Source organism: Flavobacterium sp. GSA192, from assembly GCF_006386525.1.
Taxonomy (GTDB): domain Bacteria; phylum Bacteroidota; class Bacteroidia; order Flavobacteriales; family Flavobacteriaceae; genus Flavobacterium; species Flavobacterium commune.
In genome coordinates, this window is record NZ_VAHC01000004.1 from 447,083 (window position 1) to 466,842 (window position 19,760).

A 19,760-nucleotide genomic window follows, 5' to 3' on the forward strand; every position below is an offset into this window, starting at 1 on the left:
AGAACCCATTCCACACTTAAACAACTGGTTTTCTGAATTATTTCAAAAAATTATTTCGTTAATCAAATATTATTTTTAGTTTTGTCTAAATATTTGTTTATTACAAACTAAATCATAATTGTGAAAAATCTAATTTTATCATTTGTCTTTCTTTTACCTATTCTTGTTTTGGCTCAGGCCAACATCAAGGGCAGGATTATGTCTGACGGAAAGCCGTTACAGCAGGCTAACATTGTTTTAAAAAAATATAAACTTTCTACTACAAGCAATACTGAGGGCTTTTATAGCTTAAAAAACATTAATCCCGGCGAATACGAAATTACAGCATCTTATTCCGGTTTAAAAACAGAAAGCCAAAAAATTACGATAACTGATACTACTGAAATTGTAGTTGATTTCTATTTAAAAGAAAACAATGCTCTGGATGAAGTGGTGGTTACCGGAACATTGAAAGCGGTGAACCGTATGGAAAGTCCGGTTCCTGTAGAGGTTTACAAACCTGCTTTTTTTAAAAAAAACCCAACAGCCAATATTTTTGAAGCCTTGCAAAATGTCAACGGTGTGCGTCCACAGTTAAATTGTAATGTTTGCAACACGGGAGATATTCATATCAACGGATTGGAAGGACCTTATACCCTAGTTTTAATTGACGGAATGCCTATTGTGAGCGGACTTTCGACTGTTTATGGATTATCAGGAATTCCGAATTCATTATTGGAACGAATAGAAATTGTGAAAGGACCGGCTTCTTCTTTATATGGAAGTGAAGCTGTGGGTGGACTGATTAACATTATCACTAAAAACCCAAAAAACGCAGCCGTTTTCTCGGCTGATGCCTTTGCTACCGATTGGGGTGAAATCAATATCGATTTAGGTTTCAAAACAAGTGTCAGCAAAACAGCATCCGTACTAACCGGAATCAATTATTTCAATTACAGCAACCCAATTGATAATAACAACGACAACTTCACCGATGTGACTTTACAGGATCGAATTTCGGTTTTCCAAAAATGGAATTTCAATCGAAAAAGCAACAAACTATTCTCTATGGCAGGCCGTTTTTTCTATGAAGACCGATGGGGGGGCGAATTGCAATGGGAGAAAAAATACCGTGGCGGAAGTGACATTTATGGTGAAAGTATTTACACCAAACGTTGGGAATTATTAGGAGCTTACGAATTGCCTGTAAAAGAAAAAATATTATTCTCATTTTCATACACCGACCACGACCAAAATTCGGTTTACGGAAACATGCCTTATCTGGCAAAACAGCGCATTGGTTTTGGACAACTGACTTTAGACAAAAAAATTGACCAACATGATTTGCTTTTTGGTACAGCCATACGCTACCAATATTATAACGACAACACCCCTGCAACGGTTAAAGAAGACATCAACTGGATTCCGAGTTTGTTTGTTCAGGACGAAGTAACATTGCATGAAAATCACAAACTTCTTCTGGGCGCACGATACGATTACAATAAAAATCACGGCAATATTTTTACACCAAGATTGGCTTACAAATGGAAAATTAACGACAATAATATTCTGCGATTCAACACAGGAACCGGTTTTAGAATTGTCAATCTCTTTACCGAAGAACACGCCGCATTGACCGGTTCCCGTGATGTGATTGTACTGGAAGAATTGAAACCGGAGCGATCTTATAACGCCAATTTGAATTATTTAAAAAAAATATTTACCAATAATGGTAATTTTATCGGGCTGGAAACTTCGGCTTGGTACACCCATTTCACCAATTCGATTATACCGGATTATGATACCAATCCGAATCAGATTATTTACAAAAACTTAGACGGATACGCTGTTACCAAAGGAATCAGTACCAATATCGACATGGTTTTTCAAAACGGTCTCAAAGTCATTTTAGGCGCAACATTTATGGATGTTGCGAAAACCGAAAACGGAATCAAAACCCGCCAAATGTTGACGGAAAAATTCACCGGAACCTGGGCTATTTCGTACCGAATCAATAAATTATTCCTTGATGTTGACTATACCGGAAATCTCTACGGCCCAATGCGACTTCCTACTTTAGGCAATTTAGATCCCAGAAAAGACTATTCGCCTACATGGAGCATTCAGAACATTCAGTTTACCTTCAATAAGTTTAAAAATATCGAAATTTATGCTGGTATAAAAAACCTGTTGAACTGGACTCCTAACAAAGGAAATCCGTTTATCATTGCCCGTGCCCACGATCCCTTTGATAAAAATGTTGATTATGACACCAACGGAAATGTCATTCAAAATAATGATCCCAATGACCCTAAATACAATCCGTATGCTCTAACTTTCGATCCCGGTTATGTTTATGGTCCCAACCAAGGCATTCGAAGCTTTTTCGGATTGCGTTATACTTTAAAATAATGAAAAAATGGTTTTACATAGTATTTTTCTTTTGGGCAATTCCATCCGGTTTTGCCCAATTGAAAATCCATACGTTTGAAGAAGCCGAACAATTAGCCGTAAAAAACCCAAAGCCCTTTGTCATTTTTACCCATACTTCCTGGTGCAAAATCTGCAAAATGATGGAAAATTCGACCTTCAAAAACCCTGAAATCATTAAGGTATTAAATACTGATTTTTACTTCATTTCATTAGATGCAGAAAGCAAAGAAGACATTTTTTTCAACAATCATAGATTTAAATTCAAACCACAAGGCCGAAACACAGGAATTCATGAACTCGCAACAGCCTTGGCAACTATCGATTCTGAAGTAATTTACCCTACCCTCACCATCTTAGAAGCTGATTTTTCAATTCTTTTCCAAAGACATTCGCTGCTAAATGCTAAGGACTTACTTGTCATTCTCGAAAAAATAAAATAATTGGTTACTTTTGAGAAGAATTCGCTTCCCATCCTATGAAACACTTCCATTATATTTTTACTGGTTCTGGTTTAGCCGCTTTAATGACGCTCTATAAAATGGTACAATCCGGAAAGTATAAGGATAAAAGCATTTTATTATTGGATGACAACTCAAAAAAAACAAATGACAGAACCTGGTGTTTCTGGGAAAAAGAAAATTCCGTTTGGGAAGCCGTAGTTTCAAAAAAATGGAATTATGCTTTGTTTGCCAATGAAGATTTTTATCGAAATTTAGAATTACACCCCTATCAATACTGCAAAATTCAAGGATTGGATTTTTACAATTTTGTTTTTGAATTGCTTTCGAAACAAAAAAACATCACTTTTCTAAATGAAAAAGTAACCGACATCAATGAACTCGAAAATCATGTTTATGTCGCTACCGAAAACAATTCGTTTACTTGTGATCAGGTTTTTAATTCCGTTTATAATAAAGCTGCCGCAACAACGCAAACGAAGTTTCCAGTATTACAACAGCATTTTATTGGATGGACTATAAAATCAACCGAAGCCGTTTTCAATCCGGAGCAGGCTACTTTTATGGATTTTTCGGTTGAACAAAAGGGAAATACAAGATTCATGTATGTGTTACCCGTTTCTAAAAATGAAGCTTTGATAGAATATACGCTTTTCTCAGCCGAACTTTTGGAGAAAGAAGAATACGAAACCGAAATTGAAAATTACATTCAGAAACTCGGTATTCAAAACTTCGAAATAATCGAAAAAGAAGAAGGCAGTATCCCAATGAGTTGCTATCCTTTTTGGAAAAAAAACACTAAAAAAGTCCTGAATATTGGTACTGCCGGCGGATGGACTAAAGCCAGTACGGGTTATACTTTTAAAAATGCGGATAAAAAATCCTCGCAATTAGTCGGTTTTCTTCAACAGGAAACCGATCTTAGAAAATTCCACCGCAAAAACAGGTTTTGGTTTTACGACTTGCTTTTGTTGGATATCCTGTACCGACAAAACCAATTGGGTTCTCGTATTTTCTCTTCGATGTTTAAAGATGGAAATCCGGCTTTGATTTTTAAATTTCTGGATGAAGAAACCACTTTGTCCGAAGATATTCAGGTAATTCTAAAATGCCCTAAAATAATTTTCATCAAAGCCTTATTCAGGTCGGAGCGTTATTTATAATCCTCACAAATGCTTATCAAACTATAACAAAACTTTATAATCCAAACCAAGGAATTCGGGAGATTCTTTGTAACTTTGCCTATTCAAAAATTACAAATTAAAACACAAAAGATATGTATCCACAAGAAATGGTAATTCCAATGCAAGCGGAACTAACAGCTGCAGGATTTCAAGATTTACATAGTGCACAAGAAGTTGATAACGCTATCAAATCAGAAGGAACAACATTAGTTGTTGTAAACTCTGTTTGTGGTTGTGCTGCAAGAAATGCACGTCCGGGAGCTAAAATGAGTTTAGAAGGTGCTAAAAAACCAGACCATTTAATCACTGTTTTTGCAGGAGTTGACAAAGAAGCAGTTGATGCTGCAAGACAACATATGTTTCCTTTTCCTCCATCATCGCCATCTATGGCTTTGTTCAAAAACGGAGAATTGGTTCACATGTTAGAGCGTCACCACATTGAAGGTCGTCCAGCTGAAATGATTGCTGAGAACTTGCAAGATGCTTACAACGAATTTTGCTAATTAACCGCTAAGAAAAAAAAGTTTTTTCGTTAAGTTCGCAAAGATTTCAACCGCAGATCCACAGATTTTAATGTGAATTTGCGGTTTTTTTATTTAACCATTAAAGAAATTAAGAAAATTTAGCATCTGAATTTACCACTAAGTTCGCAAAGCTTTACACAAAGAATATAAAAATTTTAACCGCAGATTCACAGATTATATCAAAAAAATCTGCGAATCTGCGGTTGTTTTTAATATACTTGCGACCTTAGTGCAAAACTTTGCAAACTTTGCGGTTAAAAAATAATTCACATGGAAAAAACCATCAACTTCACTGTTATTGAAAACGGAATTCAAATCCCGATTGCAACGCGTCATGGCAGTTATCCCAGCCTAATGTATTTGCTAAAGGAAGAACTACAATTGGAAAGTTTTGGCGAATGCGGCGGTGTGGGTCGATGTGCCACCTGTGTGGTAACAACAAAAGGAATTAGTGGCAATTCAGCATTAAAAGACCGTAACGAACCCGCAACCTTATCCAAATTAGGATTTAACGAAGCAGCCATTCGTCTGTCCTGCCAAATCTACATTACTGCCGATTTAAACGGAGCTGAAATTAGAATTTTAGAACTTTAAGCCGAAAAATTTACTGCTTACAAAACACCAGTTTATTTTACTTCTTTGATTGCATTACTGTCAATCCAGCCTTCACTTCCGTCAGTTAACTGAATTTTTTTCCAATTATCTACTGTTTCTTTTACAAAAACTTTGGTTCCTTCGTGCAAAATAACAACGCTGGCTCCCTTGTTTTGTGGTTCACTTTTTACATCGGTCATTTCGGCAAAAACAATGGCCGGTCTTTCGTTTTTAAAGTGGCTTTTCTCAAAAATAGCCGAGGCAACACTTAACAATAAAAGCAAAAACATCACAAACATTCCGGCAAAAAACAATCTTTTGTGTAATGTCAAAGCCGAAAAATAGTATCCTAAAAACGAAACTAAAAACAAAACTGAAAAAGCAACCGAAATCCAAGCCCAGCTATTGTAATGATATAAAGCTGTGAAATCACGCAACAGTTTTGCAAAACCTACTTTAGGCACTTCTTTTATCTCATCTACAGTACGTTTTTGAGCAAATTTCAGGTTATTAGCAATCTCGCTATCATTAGGTTTCAATACTAAAGCTTTCTCATAATTGTAAATAGCCGGTGCTACTTTATTCAACTTATAATAGCAATTTCCTAAATTAAAATACAACTCAGCCGAATGTTTTTTAGCTGTCAATTCGGATGTATAAGCATCAATGGCTTGTTCGTACTTACCATTTTTGTACAAGCTATTTCCTTTGTCAAAGTTATTTTGAGCAAAGAAAATCTGGCTTACTAACAATACTATATAAACTATGTTTTTCATTTTTTGTGCTCTTTGTGCCTTCTTAGTGTCCTTTATGGTTAATCTTTTAAGAAAGCTGTTTTTCTAAATCCGAAATTATGCTTACTGCTTTTTCGTAATCTTTCTGAATACTTGCACTTGATGATGGTGCATATCGGGCAAACTCGCAATTTTCAGTTAGCGTGATAAAATCATTTACAGCCTCCGGATTGGCCTTTTTAGACAATAAAATTTCCTTGATATTATCTTTACTCATCTCTGAGGTTTCAATATGCAATTTAGCTTTCAGGAAATTGTGCATGGCTTTTTCCAATGCCACATAAAACGGCTCCTTATTATTAATTTGTTTCTTAGCTTCTGATAAATACTTCTTCGCCAAACGATTGTTTCTCTTGATTCGGTTTCCAACAATATCACCATCAATAGCTTCTTTTTTCTTTTTAGCCAATACAATTACAGGTATTAATCCAAAAGGAATCAGCAACAAACTGTAAAACAATTTAGATCCAAAGAAATCTTTCATTGCCATTGGTTCTAACTTAGTTTCTAACTTAATGTACTTGAATTGCTCATTAGCAACCACCGCATTTTTTTGACTTCCGGACTGAGCTGCAACCGCATCAGTAGGAGTTGGCCCATCAAGAACACTTACCACAATTTCTTGCGAACTAATGGTTTTGTATCTTCCTGTTTTCAAATCAAAATAGGAGAACTGCAAAGGTTTTATAGGATAATCGCCTTTGTATTGCGGGATAATGGTATAACTATCGGATATTTTTCCTGTCATTCCCGAAAGCGGTGTATTCACCTGCTCATTATGCACTGCATCATACATTTCTAAAGCATTAGGCACTTCAGGTTTTGGCAAATTAAATAATTTTAAATTCCCTTTACCCGCTACACTTACAACTAAATCTAAGCTTTCACCATTTTTAAGACTGGTTTTTGTAGGCGTAACTCTGAAATCAAAACTACCTACAGCTCCCGAAAAATCAGCTGGTTTCCCGGCTTCGGGCAATGCTTTTACCGAAATAGTTTTAGCTCCGGTAGAAACCCTCTTACGGTCTTCTTTGATAAGCATTTGTCCAAACATATTTCTGCGATTGGTAGGCAATTGCACATCAATATCTAACGAAAGCGGTTCTATGGTTAATTTTCCGGATTTTTGCGGATATAAAACTACTTTTTTAAGTACAATATAACGGAAATTTTGCCCCTTAAACATCCCTTCTTGAACAACAAACTGTTTCACATCAATATTTTGACTCCAAAAATCGTTGTATTTTGGTTTGTTTACTTCTGCCGAATTTGTGATTCCGATATTATTAAAATACAATTTATAAACCAAGGTGATAGGCTCGTTGATATACGGATTTGATTTAGAAACATCGGCTACTAAATACAAATTATGATCTGCCGAAACACTAATGTCATTAGGATCTCTGGGCTGTTCAACAGCATTAGTAACATTCACCCTTACCGGATTCGTTTTATATACTTTTCCGTTGTATTCAATAGTAGCCTGTTTGATAACTAAACTTCCTTTTTGATTGGGAATCAAATAATAAGTATAGATTTTTTCAAAAGAACTCTTGCCGTTTATCCATGACTGGCTCACTTGCTGCATAGGCCCTGCTACAACCCGAAAGCCTTCAAAAGAAGGTTCGTTGAAATTGTCTCCATCAATATTCATGAAAAAATCAACCTGTAATCTTTCGTTCAGACCAAGCGTGTTCTTGCTTACTCTGGCCTCAAACTGTACCTGAGCCCAAAGTCCCTGAAAACTTAACAATAGAAATACTAAATATCTTTTCATTTTTTTTCTCTCCTCACCCCTCTCCAAAGGAGAAGGAGTTAAAACGGAGTATATTATCATTGTTATTTAAAAAACTTAATCAACTATTACGTTCTGTATATTGGAAAAATCTTTAATTAATTTACCAATCTTTCTCTGTTTGAACCGATTTTCCTTTTACTTTTTTAGCGTTAACCTTGTCCTGAATTTTCTTTTCTTCATTGTTTACCGCATCCAAAAGATTTTTTAAACGGTCTGGAGAAATTCCTCCCGGCTGTGGTTTTGGCGGCTGATTTGGATCTTGTTTGTCTTTTCCGTCTTTCTTATCCTGATTTTTCTTGTCCTGATCCTTTTTATCCTGATCTTTCTTGTCCTGGTCTTTTTTATCCTGGTCTTGCTTGTCCTTATTTTTATCTTTGTTTTTATTCTTGTCTTTGTCGTTCTTATCGTTTTTTGGAGGATTTTCTTTTAGCATTTTTTTAGCTAATGCAAAGTTGTATCGGGTTTCCTCGTCCTTAGGATTGTTTCTCAAAGCGTTTTTGTAGGCTTCTACCGCTTCAGTATAATTTTTCTCTTTCATAAATACGTTTCCTAAATTATGCAAGGCTTTGTGTTTTTGAATTCGGGATCTCGCATTTTTTAAAGCTTTTGCATAAGCATACTTGGCTTCAGAAGCTTGATTTTGCTTATAAATAGCATTTCCTAAATTATACGGAGCTACGGAACGATTAGGGAATTTAGAATTCGATATTCGATAATCAGCCTCAGCATCGGCATATTTACTTTGGCTGTATGCCTCATTTGCTTTAGGCAAAGTTTTGTCTTTTTCCTGTGCAAAAACACCTCCCAGTCCTAAAAACAGCAGTGCAAATAAAGTAAATCCGTATTTTATAAAATTCTTCATTTTCATTCTTTTATGTTCTTTCCCAAAGGAACTGACATTTATTTTTCTTCGTTAAATAAGTTTAACTTCTTCACCCAGTTGGTTTTTTTCTCTAAAAGGAATAAATCCAAAAATAAAAGCACAAAAGCAAATCCTAAAAACCATTGAAACTGCGATTGGAAATCGGCCATCTGAGTCGATTCAAATTCAGTTTTCTGGATATTATCTAATGTTTTTTTGATGTACTCCACAACTTCTTTGGTATTATTACCGCTCACATAACCACCTTTAGTCGCTTTTGCGATAGCTTCTAAATCGGCTTGATTTAATTTGGTAATGACCACTTCGTCATTTTGATCTCTTTGATAACTTTCAACAACACCATTTCTTTTTAACGGAATTGTTGCTCCTTTTGGCGTTCCTATTCCTATGGTAACAATACGCATCCCTTGTTTATTAGCCTCTTCGGCTGCATCTTTTGCTCCTTCGGAATGGTCTTCTCCATCTGAAATTAAAATCAACAACTTAGAAGTTTTGCTTTTTTCCTCAAAATAAGTTGCCGACAATTTGATAGCTTCATCCAATGAGGTTCCTCTTGAAGAAACAATATCGGTATTCATGCTTTGCAAAAACATCTTGGCCACACTATAATCAGTCGTGATAGGCAAAACCGGAAAAGCACTTCCGGCATAAGCTACAATCCCTATTCGGTCACTTCCTAACTGATTGATAATTTGCGAAACCAGCTGTTTGCTTTTTTCCAATCTATTAGGTGCTACGTCTTCGGCAAGCATACTTTTAGAAACGTCCATTGCAAAAACAATATCAATTCCTTCTCGTTTTACTGTTTCTAATTTAGTCCCAATTTTAGGATTTACCAATCCGATAATCAGTCCTAACAATGCTAATACAAGTACCACTAATTTTAAAACGGGTTTAAAAACAGAACGTTCCGGACTTAGTTTTTTCACCATTTCTAAATCACCAAATTCCTGTTGTTTTTTTCTTTTCCAATACATATTGAAAAGAAAAAGCAACACTACAAGAGGTAGTATAAAAAGTAAGTACAAATATTTTTTTTCGTCTAATTCCATAAATTATATAAATTCCAAATCTCAAAAACCAAATTCCAATTGTAATAACAAAAGCTGAAAAAATTAAATTCCAAATTTCCCTTCCAATGATTGAAATTTGAAATTTTAAAAATTGATTTTTGTTTTATTTAAGAAATATTGAATTTACTTAAATTCAATATTTCTTAAATAAAACTTCTGTAAACCGTATTTCTTAATCCTATTTCGACCAAAACTAATAATCCGGCTAACCAAACAAAGGCTCTGTATTTTTCGTCATAATCATAAAACTTCAACTCTTCTATTTCGGTAGTTTCCAGTTTATTAATCTCGGCATAAATCTCTTCCAATCTGTTATTACTTGTAGCTCTAAAATACCTCCCTTCGGTTTTTTGAGCAATACTTCGCATCAGTCGCTCGTCGATTTCTACTTTCATCATTTGGAACAAAAACTGTCCGTTTGGTCCTATTGCATAAGGAAACTCTGCCATTCCATTTGTCCCAATCCCGATAGTATATACTTTAATTCCGTATTGTTTCGCAATATCAGCCGCAGTTTCAGGTTCGATAAAACCGGCATTGTTTACCCCATCAGTCAATAAAATAATTACCTTACTCTTAGCCTGACTGTCTTTCAATCGGTTTACGGCTGTTGCTAATCCCATCCCAATTCCGGTTCCGTCTTTCAGAACATTGTCGTATTTGATACTTGCAATGGCTTCTTCAACAATAAGTTTATCACTGGTTACAGGAGTTTTAGTATAAGCTTCAGAGGCATAAACTACTAATCCTATTCGATCATTAGGTCTTTGTTCCGCAAAATCAATAGCCACTCTTTTTAAAGCTTCCATACGGTTAGGCTTCAAATCCTTAGCAAGCATACTTCCCGAAACGTCCACCGCCATCACAATATCAATTCCTTTAGTGGTTTTGGTTTTGTTGCTTATATCAACCGTTCGGGGTCTTGCCATTGCAACAATTAAGGAGCTTAACGCTAATAACCGAAGGACATTCAAATACGGTTTTAATTTTGCCAATAAAGAGGGTGCTGTTTTAAAACCTTTAATCGAGCTCACTTTTAAAGTTGCCGATTGCTGGTTTCTTTTTAAAACCAACCAAATAATGGCTAGCGGAATCAAAAGAAACAACCAAAAAAACTCCGGATTTAAAAAAGTTATTTTTGCCATTATCTACTTTCTTGTTTTAATTCGACAGAGCTTAACACTCGTTCTGAAATTTCATTTGCATATTTATCGCCTTCCTGATGTAAAATCAAAATTTGCTGCAATCCTCCTTCATGGCTAAACAATAATACTTCATAATAAACTCTTTCTTTATCATTCGTCATTGGATTGATTCTCGAAAAAGTTCCATAAGCTTTTAAACCTGAAACACCTTCTTTGGTTTCATAATCCTCTTGTTTCACAATCATATTTTGTGCGCCTTGTGATTCCAAAGTTTGCAAATAAAGTTCCATTGATTTTTTCAAATCAACCTGACCTTCCTGTTTATATTTAAAGGTTGCAACCATTAAATAAAACTGATCTATCAAACTACCATAAACAAAGGACTGCATTTCTTTGACTAATGCTAAGCCTTCTTTAGGTAATGTTTTAGCTAAATCGGTACGCACTAAAACCTTAGGTGTTTCAATTTTTATTGCCGGATTACCATATTCACTCTTTACCCATTCGCCTTCCAGCAATTCTTTTGAAGGATGTCCAATAATATTGTCTTTTACATAATCAAAACCTTTGGTCACCATCAGGAAAATAGTAGTTGCCATTAACAGAAAAACAACTGTTGCAACGGCTGTAATAATATTTTGTCTTCTTTTTTTCTTTAGTTGAATTGCAATTTGTTTTTGTCTTTGCGCCTCGTTCAACAACACATCTTCTTCTACAGGAACTTCTACAGGAATTGAACTGTCTAAGGTTAAAATTGCTTTTTGGATTTTATTTCGGTCTTCGGTAATTTCAAATTCCAGCGGTTTTGATTTGGCAAATTTCACCAAATCAGCCTGTTTTAAAACTCTTTCCAGATTTACAATAGTTTCGGGTGTAAGCGTCATTTTCTTTCTCACCGAAGCCGCTCTTAAACCTGCTATCAACTCCGATGTGGTACTTTCCATCGCCGGAATTTCGATTGCTTCTTCGATATAATTTCGGGCAATATCAGTCAGTTCACTGTAATATTCTTTTATTTCACCCTTTTGCCAAAGCTCTTTCTTTTCTAAGTTATTCAACAAACTTGTGGCTTTTTCGATAGGAGTTTTATAGACTTCTTCTTCTATTTTTTTCTTTTGCTTATGTCTTAAAAAGAAATATACAGCCGCCGCAATTATATGAATAAGCAAAAATCCTAAAAGGTATTTCCACCAGTTGCCAATAGATTCATTAGCCGGCTGAATATCCTTAATGTCATACATTTTTTGTTTTAATGTATCCACCTGAACATTGGCTACCTCAACAGCAATCGACTGAGTTTGATAGGCTTTATTATTGATAAGTACTTTGACACTGGGAATTACATAACGTCCTGAATCAAATTGTGTTAATCCGTATTTTTTAATTAACTCGTAACGGTCATTATTTTTTACTGTATCAACAGGATATGACTGAATTACCTCAAGCGCGCCGAAGTTTTTTAAATTAGGAAAAATCACCTTAGACAAGGTGTCCACCGATGTTTTTAGTGTTAATTTAAACTCGGCACCTATTTTATTTTTTGTAGTATCGATACTGGTTTCTACTCTTTTTTGAGCAAAAATGCCCGTAGAAATCAATAGTAATAAGAAGAATATTAGTTTTTTCATGTTTTATGAATCCTGTTAAAATCTTAGATCAAAAATCATTAATCTTCAATCAAAAATCTTTATCTCGATTTAAAATAACCCAATAATTTGGTTACGTAACTTTCGTCAACCCTTGTATTTACTACGCCAGAACCCGATTTACTGAAGGTTTCTTTAAAGTAATTCAGCTGATCATGATAATATTTTTCATAATTCATTCGGACAGCCTTAGAACCGGTATCAATCAATTGCATTTCTCCCGTCTCGGCATCCTGCATGGGAACCATTCCCAGATTTGGCATTTTTTGTTCACGAATGTCATACACTCTAATGCCTGTAACATCGTGTTTTTTAGCGGCAATTTTCAAAGTTTGCTCATAATCATCCGACATAAAATCGGAAATCATAAAAACAATGGCTTTCTTTTTTTGAGTACTCGACAAGAATTTTAATGCTTGGGCAATATCGGTTTTATGACTTTTGGGTTCAAATTCGATTAACTCACGAATGATACGCAAAACGTGCGACCTTCCCTTCTTAGGCGGAATATACAATTCGATTTGGTCCGAAAATAAAATCAAGCCAATTTTATCATTGTTTTGTGTAGCCGAAAAAGCCATCGTTGCAGCAATTTCTGTTACGATGTCTTTTTTAAATTGATTTTTAGAACCAAAACTCTCCGAACCCGAAATATCCACCATTAGCATCATGGTTAATTCTCGTTCTTCTTCAAAAACTTTTACGTGGGCTTCATTGTAGCGAGCAGTAACATTCCAATCAATATTTCGAATATCATCCCCATATTGGTATTGACGCACCTCGCTAAAAGTCATTCCACGCCCTTTGAAAGAAGTATGATATTCCCCTGAGAAGATATGATCACTCAATCTTCGGGTTTTGATTTCTATTTTTCGTACTTTTTTTAAAAGCTCTTTTGTATCCATTTTTCTTATGGTTTGTAGTTTTTTGTTTTCAGTTTATGGTTTAACAACAAACTAAAAACAATCAACCATAAACAAATTAAGGTACTTCTACTTCGTTAATGATTTTGTTGATAATGTCAATTGAACTGATATTTTCAGCTTCGGCCTCATAAGTAACACCAATTCTATGACGCAATACATCATGAACAACTGCGCGAACATCCTCAGGAATTACATAGCCTCTGCGTTTGATAAAAGCATAACATTTAGCCGCATTAGCTAAATTGATACTTCCACGTGGCGAAGAACCAAAACTGATTAATGGTTTTAAATCAGCTAATTTATATTTCTCAGGGTAACGGGTTGCAAAAATAATATCAAGTATGTATTTCTCGATTTTTTCATCCATATACACTTCTCGCACTGCTTCCTGCGCACGTAAAATTTGCTCAATAGAAACGACTTGATTAACCTTGTCGTAACTTCCACTTAAATTTTGACGAATTACCAATCGCTCTTCATCCATTTTAGGATAATCGATTACTGTTTTCAACATAAAACGATCGACTTGTGCTTCTGGCAATTGATAGGTTCCTTCCTGTTCGATAGGGTTTTGTGTAGCTAAAACCAGGAAAGGTTTTTCTAATTTAAAAGTAGTATCGCCAATAGTAACCTGCTTTTCCTGCATGGCCTCTAATAATGCCGATTGTACCTTAGCCGGAGCACGGTTAATCTCATCGGCCAGAACGAAATTAGCAAAAATAGGTCCTTTTTTTATCGAGAATTCATTTTGCTTAATGTTGTAAATCATTGTTCCTACAACATCGGCAGGTAATAAATCCGGCGTAAACTGGATACGACTAAAAGAACCATGAACCGCTTTAGAAAGCGTATTAATCGCTAAAGTTTTAGCTAATCCCGGAACACCTTCCAGCAAAATATGTCCTTGTCCTAATAATCCAATCAATAATCGTTCAACCATGTGCTTTTGACCCACAATCACCTTGTTCATTTCCATAGTAAGAAGGTCTATAAAAGCACTCTCTCTTTCTATCTTTTCATTGATTGCTCTAATGTCTAAAGTCGCTGTATTCTCTTCCATAAAATTATTTTTAATCCCTTGAATTTAATGCCTTAGTTTTGAGAGTGCAAATTGAATTTTTTTTTAAAGGTAAGATGTTAAAAAATGGTTAAAACTTCTGCCAATCCTGCAATTTTAAGGACGAATTATGATACAATTTCCATAATTTTAAGAACTTTAAGAATTATACTTTTAAAAGTCTAACAGATTGATTTTATTCCATCAAAAAACACTCAAAACAAAAAGCTAATCACCACAAATTAAACAACTTATAAATCACAGTGTTTTTCACCTTATCACTCTTTTTAATTAATCTAAAAAAGAAAAATGCTTTTAAATTGAGCTCTCACCAAGTATCCGGTCACTCTGAGGTTTTTAAGAAATCCAATCCATTAAAAAATCATGAATAAAACAGCATTAATTACTGGTTCCAGCAGCGGAATTGGCAAAGCAACCGCCCAACTTTTAGCCCAAAATAATTACAATATTATCCTTTGCGGAAGACGTCAGGATCGATTGACAGAACTTGAAAAAGAGCTGAGTCAATTTACCAATACCCACTCTCTTTCATTTGATATTAGTGATAAAAATGCCGTATTTGAAAGTATCCACTCATTACCTGAATCATTCTCTAAAATTGATGTTTTAATCAACAATGCAGGAAATGCTCATGGTCTGGATCCTATTCAGGACGGAAATATTGACGACTGGGAAGCTATGATTGATATTAATCTCAAAGGACTTTTGTATGTGTCGAAAGCAATAATCCCAAAAATGATTGCTCAAAAATCAGGACACATTATCAATATAGGTTCTACCGCAGCCAAACAAGTTTATCCTAACGGAAACGTGTATTGTGCGACCAAACACGCTGTTGATGCTATCAATAAAAGCATGAAAATGGATTTGAATCCTTATGGAATTCGGGTTGGAGCCATCCATCCGGGACTGGTAGAAACCGAATTTAGTGAAGTTCGTTTTAAAGGGGATACCGAAAAAGCCGCCAATGTTTATAAAGGTTTCACACCTCTAAAAGCAGAAGATATTGCTGATATTATTCATTTTGTAATTTCAAGACCTTATCATGTTAACATTTCTGATTTAGTCGTCATGTGTACAGCTCAGGGTTCAGCAACCATTATTCAAAGAGACTAATTTTCATAAAAAAACAGCTCTGGATTGGAGCTGTTTTTTGCTTTTTTTAAAAAATATTTTATTCGAATGCAACCGAACCCATATTGGTAACTTCTCCATTCACAACCACCACATTTTCGACAACGATAGGTATTTTTCCGGAAGCCACATCCGGAGTCAGAGTTACAGTGTATGTACCTGCCGGCACACCATTTAACTGAAACGCTCCTGATTCATCAGCAAAAGCAGCAATGGTTGTATCGCCTACAGGCACCGAAACTTCAACCTGATAACCTTCAAGCACAGGATCAATCATTCCTTTTATTACTCCTGAAACAGCTGCGGTTGAAACACGTATTACCGGTTTTAAATTGTAAATACCGGAACCTCCTGCCATTACAATCGATTTAGCCACATCAAAGTCCAAAAGGAATTCATAGGTAGCTCCGGCCTGCAAAGTTTGATTTACCATTAACTTTAACCCTGACTGTTGAGCACTTGGCGTATTCAATTCAATTACCTCATCACCTTTGACAAGCGTATTATCCTCTCCTAAAACCAATCTAATTTGTCCCACAAATCCCGCAGGAACTATATTATCAGCCAATAAAAGACTTACTCCACCTGTTAAATCCAATAGATTATACACTCCCGGAGTAAATTCGTCACTCACGATACTTACCCAGCCCTCATCTCCGGACTCGATCGAAGTCTTCATCATAATATCCTGAACATCAATATTCACTTCGTCATAATCTCCGGGAGCATCCGTCATACGTACCATCATTCGTGCAGTTTGATTACTGTCGTCATTATCATTACAAGCAGTAAAAAAAGTAGCCAGAAAAACAATGATAAAAAATAATTGGGGGCAAAATTTAATCTTTTTCATTTTTTCTTATTTATTTAAAATTAGTATATTGACAACGCAATAAAAACAACAATATTGCCAAACGAATGTTGTTTTTTATTCAAAACTCAAATCGTAAATCTTATTTTCAGATGATTAACAAACGACTTTTAATAAAGAATTTGCTGGCTCATAATGATGAAAATAGTTTTTACGACAAAAAACGTCAGTTAAATTTACACACAAAAGAAGGAAAATCCAAATTTTTAAAGCATATATGTGCACTTTCCAATTCAAATCCAGCTAACAATTCCTATATAGTTGTTGGGGTCGAAGATCAGGACAATCAAATTATAGGGGTTGATTTTTTTGACGACAGCCATATTCAAAATTTAATCAATGCGTATTTAGAAAATCCGCCTAAAATTCAGTATGAAAATGTGCCTTTCCCTAATCTGCCTAAGGACAAGGTAATTGGTCTGGTAACCATTAAGCCCAAGAATAAAATTTCGTCGTTCAAAAAAGGAATTCACACTATTCCTGCCCATAGTGTTTTTATCCGACGCGGAAGCAACACCACACCTACCGAAGATAAAATTGAAAAAAACTACCTGAATACCGAAACGGTAATTGATCTCGAAAACAATTCGCGCAACAATATCCAATATACCCTTGACGGTGTTTTTGATTTCATGAATTTCCGGCACAAAGACATGGCTCCAAAATACAAAGTATTCAAAGAGTTGTTTATCATTTGCTGGGCCGGAATTCCTAAAACGGTTCGGGACAAAACCTTCTTATCCCGCGTAGATATTGAACTCATTAACGAACACATCAAATTGTTTTATTCGGCTCAGGATGTTGTAACTATTTCGTTTGACGAAGATACTTTTACCATTACCGAATATGTTCCGCTGGGATTAAACGACAAAACCAGTTATTATCCGCTGGAACAGCAAACGATTTATTTTTTCGAAAATGGCTATTACAAAATAGAAAGTAAAATGCTATTTCAACCTCCTGTGTTCAACAAAAAAATGCTTTTCCATATTTATAATAACAACCAGGCATTAATCAATAAGCTTAAAAAAGAAATGCAGCTCAGTAGCCGGGAACAAAAAGATCTCGAAAACCTGCCTTCTACTTTTATGATTTGCTATCTCAATGGTTTTGAAGATGCCAAAAGAAAATTAATAGATGCCAAACCCTACCTAAAACCCTTTCCTTCGGTTTATTTATCCTTTAAAGAAGCCATGAGAGTATTGCGAAAAATGAAATATGATGTTCGTTAATTTTAAGCTGAACACACAAAACTTATTTCTTTATATAAGACAAAAAAACAGAAAGCTACTCCTTTTTTTATCACTTTTAGCTATTTTTATTATATTACCATATTAAAAGTAGCGTTTAAAAAATGAGAACATTAGTAATAGGAGACATTCATGGAGGTTTACGTGCTTTGCATCAAATTATGGAAAGAGCTAAAGTTACCGAAAAAGACAAACTCATCTTTCTGGGGGATTATGTTGATGGCTGGAGTCAATCGCCACAAGTACTCAATTATTTAATTGATTTAAATACAAAAAACGACTGTGTTTTCATTAGAGGAAATCATGATGAACTGTTATTGCACTGGTTAAAAGACAGTACTGATAATCTTTTATGGTACGATCATGGTGGCGAAGCGACAGTAATAGCCTATGAAAAAGTAAGCAAAGAAATCAAACAAATCCATATTGAATTTTTACAATCGCTAAAAGATTATTACCTCGACGACCAACAAAGACTATTTATTCATGCAGGATTTACCAATATGAACGGAGTTAATTATGAATACTTCCCGAGATTATTTTATTGGGACAGAACCTTATGGGAAACGGCTTTGGCCTTAGACGAAAACATGAGTACTACTAATTTATTATACCCTAAAAGACTTAGCATATATAACGAAATTTACATTGGTCACACACCTGTTTCCCGAATTGGAAAAACAATTCCCGTAAACAAAGCCTGTATTTGGAATATCGATACAGGAGCCGCTTTCAAAGGCCCACTAACCATTATGGACATTGACACCAAAGAATTCTGGCAAAGTGAACCATTACATCAATTATATTTTGAGGAAAAAGGAAGAAATTAAGTACATTTGCATAAAAAAACATTCTTATGAAAAAGACATTTAGCTTAGTCTTATTAGCTTTTAGCTGCCTAATTAATGCGCAAGCCTATAAAGGAAAAGGAGATATTAAATTTGACATTGCCGCCAATATTCAAAACGGAGGTTCGGGAATTCGTCTTTCAAACGATTATGGACTGGGAGAGAATATTTCTGTTGGAGTAGTAACTTCTTACCTATTGTCTGTAAGCAAAAACAATCTGGGAGAAAAACCTGATTTTGGGGATCGAATTGACATCAAAGCCCGTTTTAATGCTAATCTGGGCAATGTGTTTAACATAGACGAAAAAGTTGATATCTACCCTGGACTGGATTTAGGAATTCGAAATTTTGGAGCGCATTTGGGTATCCGTTATTTCTTTACGGATGGTTTTGGGATTGTTAGCGAAATAGGCATTCCTATTGCTAAATACAAACCAGAAGCCAGCGGATTTGAACGATTAAATAATCAGTTTGTATTTAATATTGGAGCTTCTTTCAATTTATAAACTCCTTATTGCAACACACTAATTTTTTTCCGGTTAAAATACCAACACTAATCTCTTATAAAAACTCGTGTAGAATTAATTCTACACTGGTTTTTATAATGTTTTACATCGTTTGTAAAGAATAAACCTAATTTTGTACCGTATAAAAAGAAAAAATCTTTTTTATAAATTTAAAGATTTGCCCAAATCTACTTTTAAAACTTTCCTTTTAATTATTTAATATGGATCTCTTGTTTAGTTAAACTTTTTTGTCTGACAAATGCTTAATTACTACTAAATAACTACCAAATGAGAAACAATTAATAAGTTCTATTTTTTAAAAATTGCCGTTAAAAAACAACCGCTATTTCTTAATAATTCTTTTTAATATTAAATAAGCTTTGATCAAAACACCTTCTGCATCACGTACTTTCTATTTGAAAAAATTAAAATTTGAACATAGAAAAATCATTCATTATACCTTATTGGCTTGTGTTATTTTATTGCAAATTACAGCATGGATGTACTACTTTAGCTTACAGTGTTAGTTAAGACTAAAATCTTAATTTTAACACATGAAACAAGAAAGAAAAATTTACGATGCAGCCTTTAAGGTTAAAGCTGTAGAATTAAGTAACGAAAGAAGCAATTTGTCAG

At 34.8% G+C, this 19,760-nt stretch carries 18 protein-coding genes; 9 read left to right on the forward strand and 9 right to left on the reverse strand.

Translation table 11 applies throughout. The features are described from left to right. The first annotated feature begins 120 nt into the window (after nt 1-120). The 5 genes from FDM27_RS10810 (at nt 121) to FDM27_RS10830 (ending at nt 5,172) form a co-directional block, all read left to right on the forward strand. Nucleotides 121-2,391, forward strand: a complete 2,271-nt coding sequence (locus tag FDM27_RS10810; RefSeq protein WP_140486395.1) for a TonB-dependent receptor — start codon at nt 121-123, stop codon at nt 2,389-2,391. Then, complete coding sequence (locus tag FDM27_RS10815) at nt 2,391-2,852, forward strand: thioredoxin family protein (protein ID WP_140486397.1); 462 nt, start codon at nt 2,391-2,393, stop codon at nt 2,850-2,852. The genes FDM27_RS10810 and FDM27_RS10815 overlap by 1 nt, the downstream gene beginning before the upstream one ends. A gap of 35 nt (nt 2,853-2,887) precedes the next feature. Beyond that, entirely contained in the window at nt 2,888-4,033 is a 1,146-nt protein-coding gene (locus FDM27_RS10820; protein WP_140486399.1) for a lycopene cyclase family protein, read from the forward strand. A gap of 113 nt (nt 4,034-4,146) precedes the next feature. Beyond that, the gene (locus FDM27_RS10825; protein WP_071184213.1) at nt 4,147-4,557 is read left to right on the forward strand and encodes a BrxA/BrxB family bacilliredoxin; all 411 of its coding nucleotides are present in this window, start codon (nt 4,147-4,149) and stop codon (nt 4,555-4,557) included. A 291-nt stretch (nt 4,558-4,848) separates the two neighbouring features. Further along, nucleotides 4,849-5,172 carry a 2Fe-2S iron-sulfur cluster-binding protein gene (locus FDM27_RS10830; protein ID WP_140486401.1) on the forward strand — a complete coding sequence of 108 codons (324 nt, stop codon included), beginning with the start codon at nt 4,849-4,851 and terminating at the stop codon, nt 5,170-5,172. Nucleotides 5,173-5,204: 32 nt separating this feature from the next. On the opposite strand, the gene FDM27_RS10835 is transcribed toward FDM27_RS10830, so the two are convergent. The 8 genes from FDM27_RS10835 to FDM27_RS10870 form a co-directional block, all read right to left on the reverse strand. Further along, on the reverse strand, nt 5,205-5,948 hold the full coding sequence (locus FDM27_RS10835) for a tetratricopeptide repeat protein (protein WP_071184215.1): 744 nt from the start codon (nt 5,946-5,948) through the stop codon (nt 5,205-5,207). A gap of 46 nt (nt 5,949-5,994) precedes the next feature. Then, the gene (locus tag FDM27_RS10840; RefSeq protein WP_140486403.1) at nt 5,995-7,743 is read right to left on the reverse strand and encodes a BatD family protein; all 1,749 of its coding nucleotides are present in this window, start codon (nt 7,741-7,743) and stop codon (nt 5,995-5,997) included. Between the two features lie 121 nt (nt 7,744-7,864). Further along, nucleotides 7,865-8,626 carry a tetratricopeptide repeat protein gene (locus FDM27_RS10845; protein ID WP_140486405.1) on the reverse strand — a complete coding sequence of 254 codons (762 nt, stop codon included), beginning with the start codon at nt 8,624-8,626 and terminating at the stop codon, nt 7,865-7,867. A 38-nt stretch (nt 8,627-8,664) separates the two neighbouring features. Continuing rightward, nucleotides 8,665-9,699: a VWA domain-containing protein gene (locus FDM27_RS10850; protein WP_140486407.1), complete on the reverse strand. Its 1,035-nt coding sequence runs from the start codon at nt 9,697-9,699 to the stop codon at nt 8,665-8,667. A 164-nt stretch (nt 9,700-9,863) separates the two neighbouring features. Beyond that, nucleotides 9,864-10,865: a vWA domain-containing protein gene (locus FDM27_RS10855; protein ID WP_140486410.1), complete on the reverse strand. Its 1,002-nt coding sequence runs from the start codon at nt 10,863-10,865 to the stop codon at nt 9,864-9,866. Beyond that, complete coding sequence (locus FDM27_RS10860) at nt 10,865-12,493, reverse strand: hypothetical protein (protein ID WP_140486412.1); 1,629 nt, start codon at nt 12,491-12,493, stop codon at nt 10,865-10,867. The genes FDM27_RS10855 and FDM27_RS10860 overlap by 1 nt, the downstream gene beginning before the upstream one ends. A gap of 59 nt (nt 12,494-12,552) precedes the next feature. Further along, entirely contained in the window at nt 12,553-13,416 is an 864-nt protein-coding gene (locus FDM27_RS10865) for a DUF58 domain-containing protein (RefSeq protein WP_140486414.1), read from the reverse strand. Nucleotides 13,417-13,492: 76 nt separating this feature from the next. Beyond that, nucleotides 13,493-14,497: an AAA family ATPase gene (locus FDM27_RS10870; protein ID WP_140486416.1), complete on the reverse strand. Its 1,005-nt coding sequence runs from the start codon at nt 14,495-14,497 to the stop codon at nt 13,493-13,495. Between the two features lie 381 nt (nt 14,498-14,878). Here FDM27_RS10870 and FDM27_RS10875 point away from each other — a divergent pair, with 381 nt between their 5' ends. After that, nucleotides 14,879-15,631 (forward strand): SDR family NAD(P)-dependent oxidoreductase, encoded by a 753-nt coding sequence (locus FDM27_RS10875; RefSeq protein ID WP_140486419.1) that lies wholly within the window; start codon nt 14,879-14,881, stop codon nt 15,629-15,631. Between the two features lie 58 nt (nt 15,632-15,689). On the opposite strand, the gene FDM27_RS10880 is transcribed toward FDM27_RS10875, so the two are convergent. Then, on the reverse strand, nt 15,690-16,502 hold the full coding sequence (locus FDM27_RS10880; RefSeq protein WP_140486421.1) for a DUF4382 domain-containing protein: 813 nt from the start codon (nt 16,500-16,502) through the stop codon (nt 15,690-15,692). A gap of 110 nt (nt 16,503-16,612) precedes the next feature. Between FDM27_RS10880 and FDM27_RS10885 the strand changes: the two genes are divergently transcribed. From FDM27_RS10885 to FDM27_RS10895, 3 genes are all read left to right on the forward strand, one after another. Further along, nucleotides 16,613-17,752 carry an ATP-binding protein gene (locus FDM27_RS10885; RefSeq protein WP_140486423.1) on the forward strand — a complete coding sequence of 380 codons (1,140 nt, stop codon included), beginning with the start codon at nt 16,613-16,615 and terminating at the stop codon, nt 17,750-17,752. A gap of 122 nt (nt 17,753-17,874) precedes the next feature. Continuing rightward, nucleotides 17,875-18,600, forward strand: coding sequence for a metallophosphoesterase (locus tag FDM27_RS10890; protein ID WP_071184229.1), 726 nt, complete (start codon nt 17,875-17,877; stop codon nt 18,598-18,600). A 26-nt stretch (nt 18,601-18,626) separates the two neighbouring features. After that, nucleotides 18,627-19,124 (forward strand): DUF6646 family protein, encoded by a 498-nt coding sequence (locus FDM27_RS10895; protein ID WP_140486425.1) that lies wholly within the window; start codon nt 18,627-18,629, stop codon nt 19,122-19,124. Nucleotides 19,125-19,760 lie beyond the last annotated feature (636 nt).

What these genes read in the sequence shown, in the direction of transcription:
- FDM27_RS10820 (WP_140486399.1), top strand. Translation starts at nt 2,888, where the DNA reads ATGAAACACTTCCATTATATTTTTACTGGTTCTGGTTTAGCCGCTTTA.
- FDM27_RS10835 (WP_071184215.1), bottom strand. Translation starts at nt 5,948, where the DNA reads ATGAAAAACATAGTTTATATAGTATTGTTAGTAAGCCAGATTTTCTTT.
- FDM27_RS10875 (WP_140486419.1), top strand. Translation starts at nt 14,879, where the DNA reads ATGAATAAAACAGCATTAATTACTGGTTCCAGCAGCGGAATTGGCAAA.
- FDM27_RS10850 (WP_140486407.1), bottom strand. Translation starts at nt 9,699, where the DNA reads ATGGAATTAGACGAAAAAAAATATTTGTACTTACTTTTTATACTACCT.
- FDM27_RS10895 (WP_140486425.1), top strand. Translation starts at nt 18,627, where the DNA reads ATGAAAAAGACATTTAGCTTAGTCTTATTAGCTTTTAGCTGCCTAATT.
- FDM27_RS10880 (WP_140486421.1), bottom strand. Translation starts at nt 16,502, where the DNA reads ATGAAAAAGATTAAATTTTGCCCCCAATTATTTTTTATCATTGTTTTT.
- FDM27_RS10825 (WP_071184213.1), top strand. Translation starts at nt 4,147, where the DNA reads ATGTATCCACAAGAAATGGTAATTCCAATGCAAGCGGAACTAACAGCT.
- FDM27_RS10890 (WP_071184229.1), top strand. Translation starts at nt 17,875, where the DNA reads ATGAGAACATTAGTAATAGGAGACATTCATGGAGGTTTACGTGCTTTG.
- FDM27_RS10885 (WP_140486423.1), top strand. Translation starts at nt 16,613, where the DNA reads ATGATTAACAAACGACTTTTAATAAAGAATTTGCTGGCTCATAATGAT.
- FDM27_RS10815 (WP_140486397.1), top strand. Translation starts at nt 2,391, where the DNA reads ATGAAAAAATGGTTTTACATAGTATTTTTCTTTTGGGCAATTCCATCC.
- FDM27_RS10845 (WP_140486405.1), bottom strand. Translation starts at nt 8,626, where the DNA reads ATGAAGAATTTTATAAAATACGGATTTACTTTATTTGCACTGCTGTTT.
- FDM27_RS10870 (WP_140486416.1), bottom strand. Translation starts at nt 14,497, where the DNA reads ATGGAAGAGAATACAGCGACTTTAGACATTAGAGCAATCAATGAAAAG.
- FDM27_RS10855 (WP_140486410.1), bottom strand. Translation starts at nt 10,865, where the DNA reads ATGGCAAAAATAACTTTTTTAAATCCGGAGTTTTTTTGGTTGTTTCTT.
- FDM27_RS10865 (WP_140486414.1), bottom strand. Translation starts at nt 13,416, where the DNA reads ATGGATACAAAAGAGCTTTTAAAAAAAGTACGAAAAATAGAAATCAAA.
- FDM27_RS10840 (WP_140486403.1), bottom strand. Translation starts at nt 7,743, where the DNA reads ATGAAAAGATATTTAGTATTTCTATTGTTAAGTTTTCAGGGACTTTGG.
- FDM27_RS10830 (WP_140486401.1), top strand. Translation starts at nt 4,849, where the DNA reads ATGGAAAAAACCATCAACTTCACTGTTATTGAAAACGGAATTCAAATC.
- FDM27_RS10860 (WP_140486412.1), bottom strand. Translation starts at nt 12,493, where the DNA reads ATGAAAAAACTAATATTCTTCTTATTACTATTGATTTCTACGGGCATT.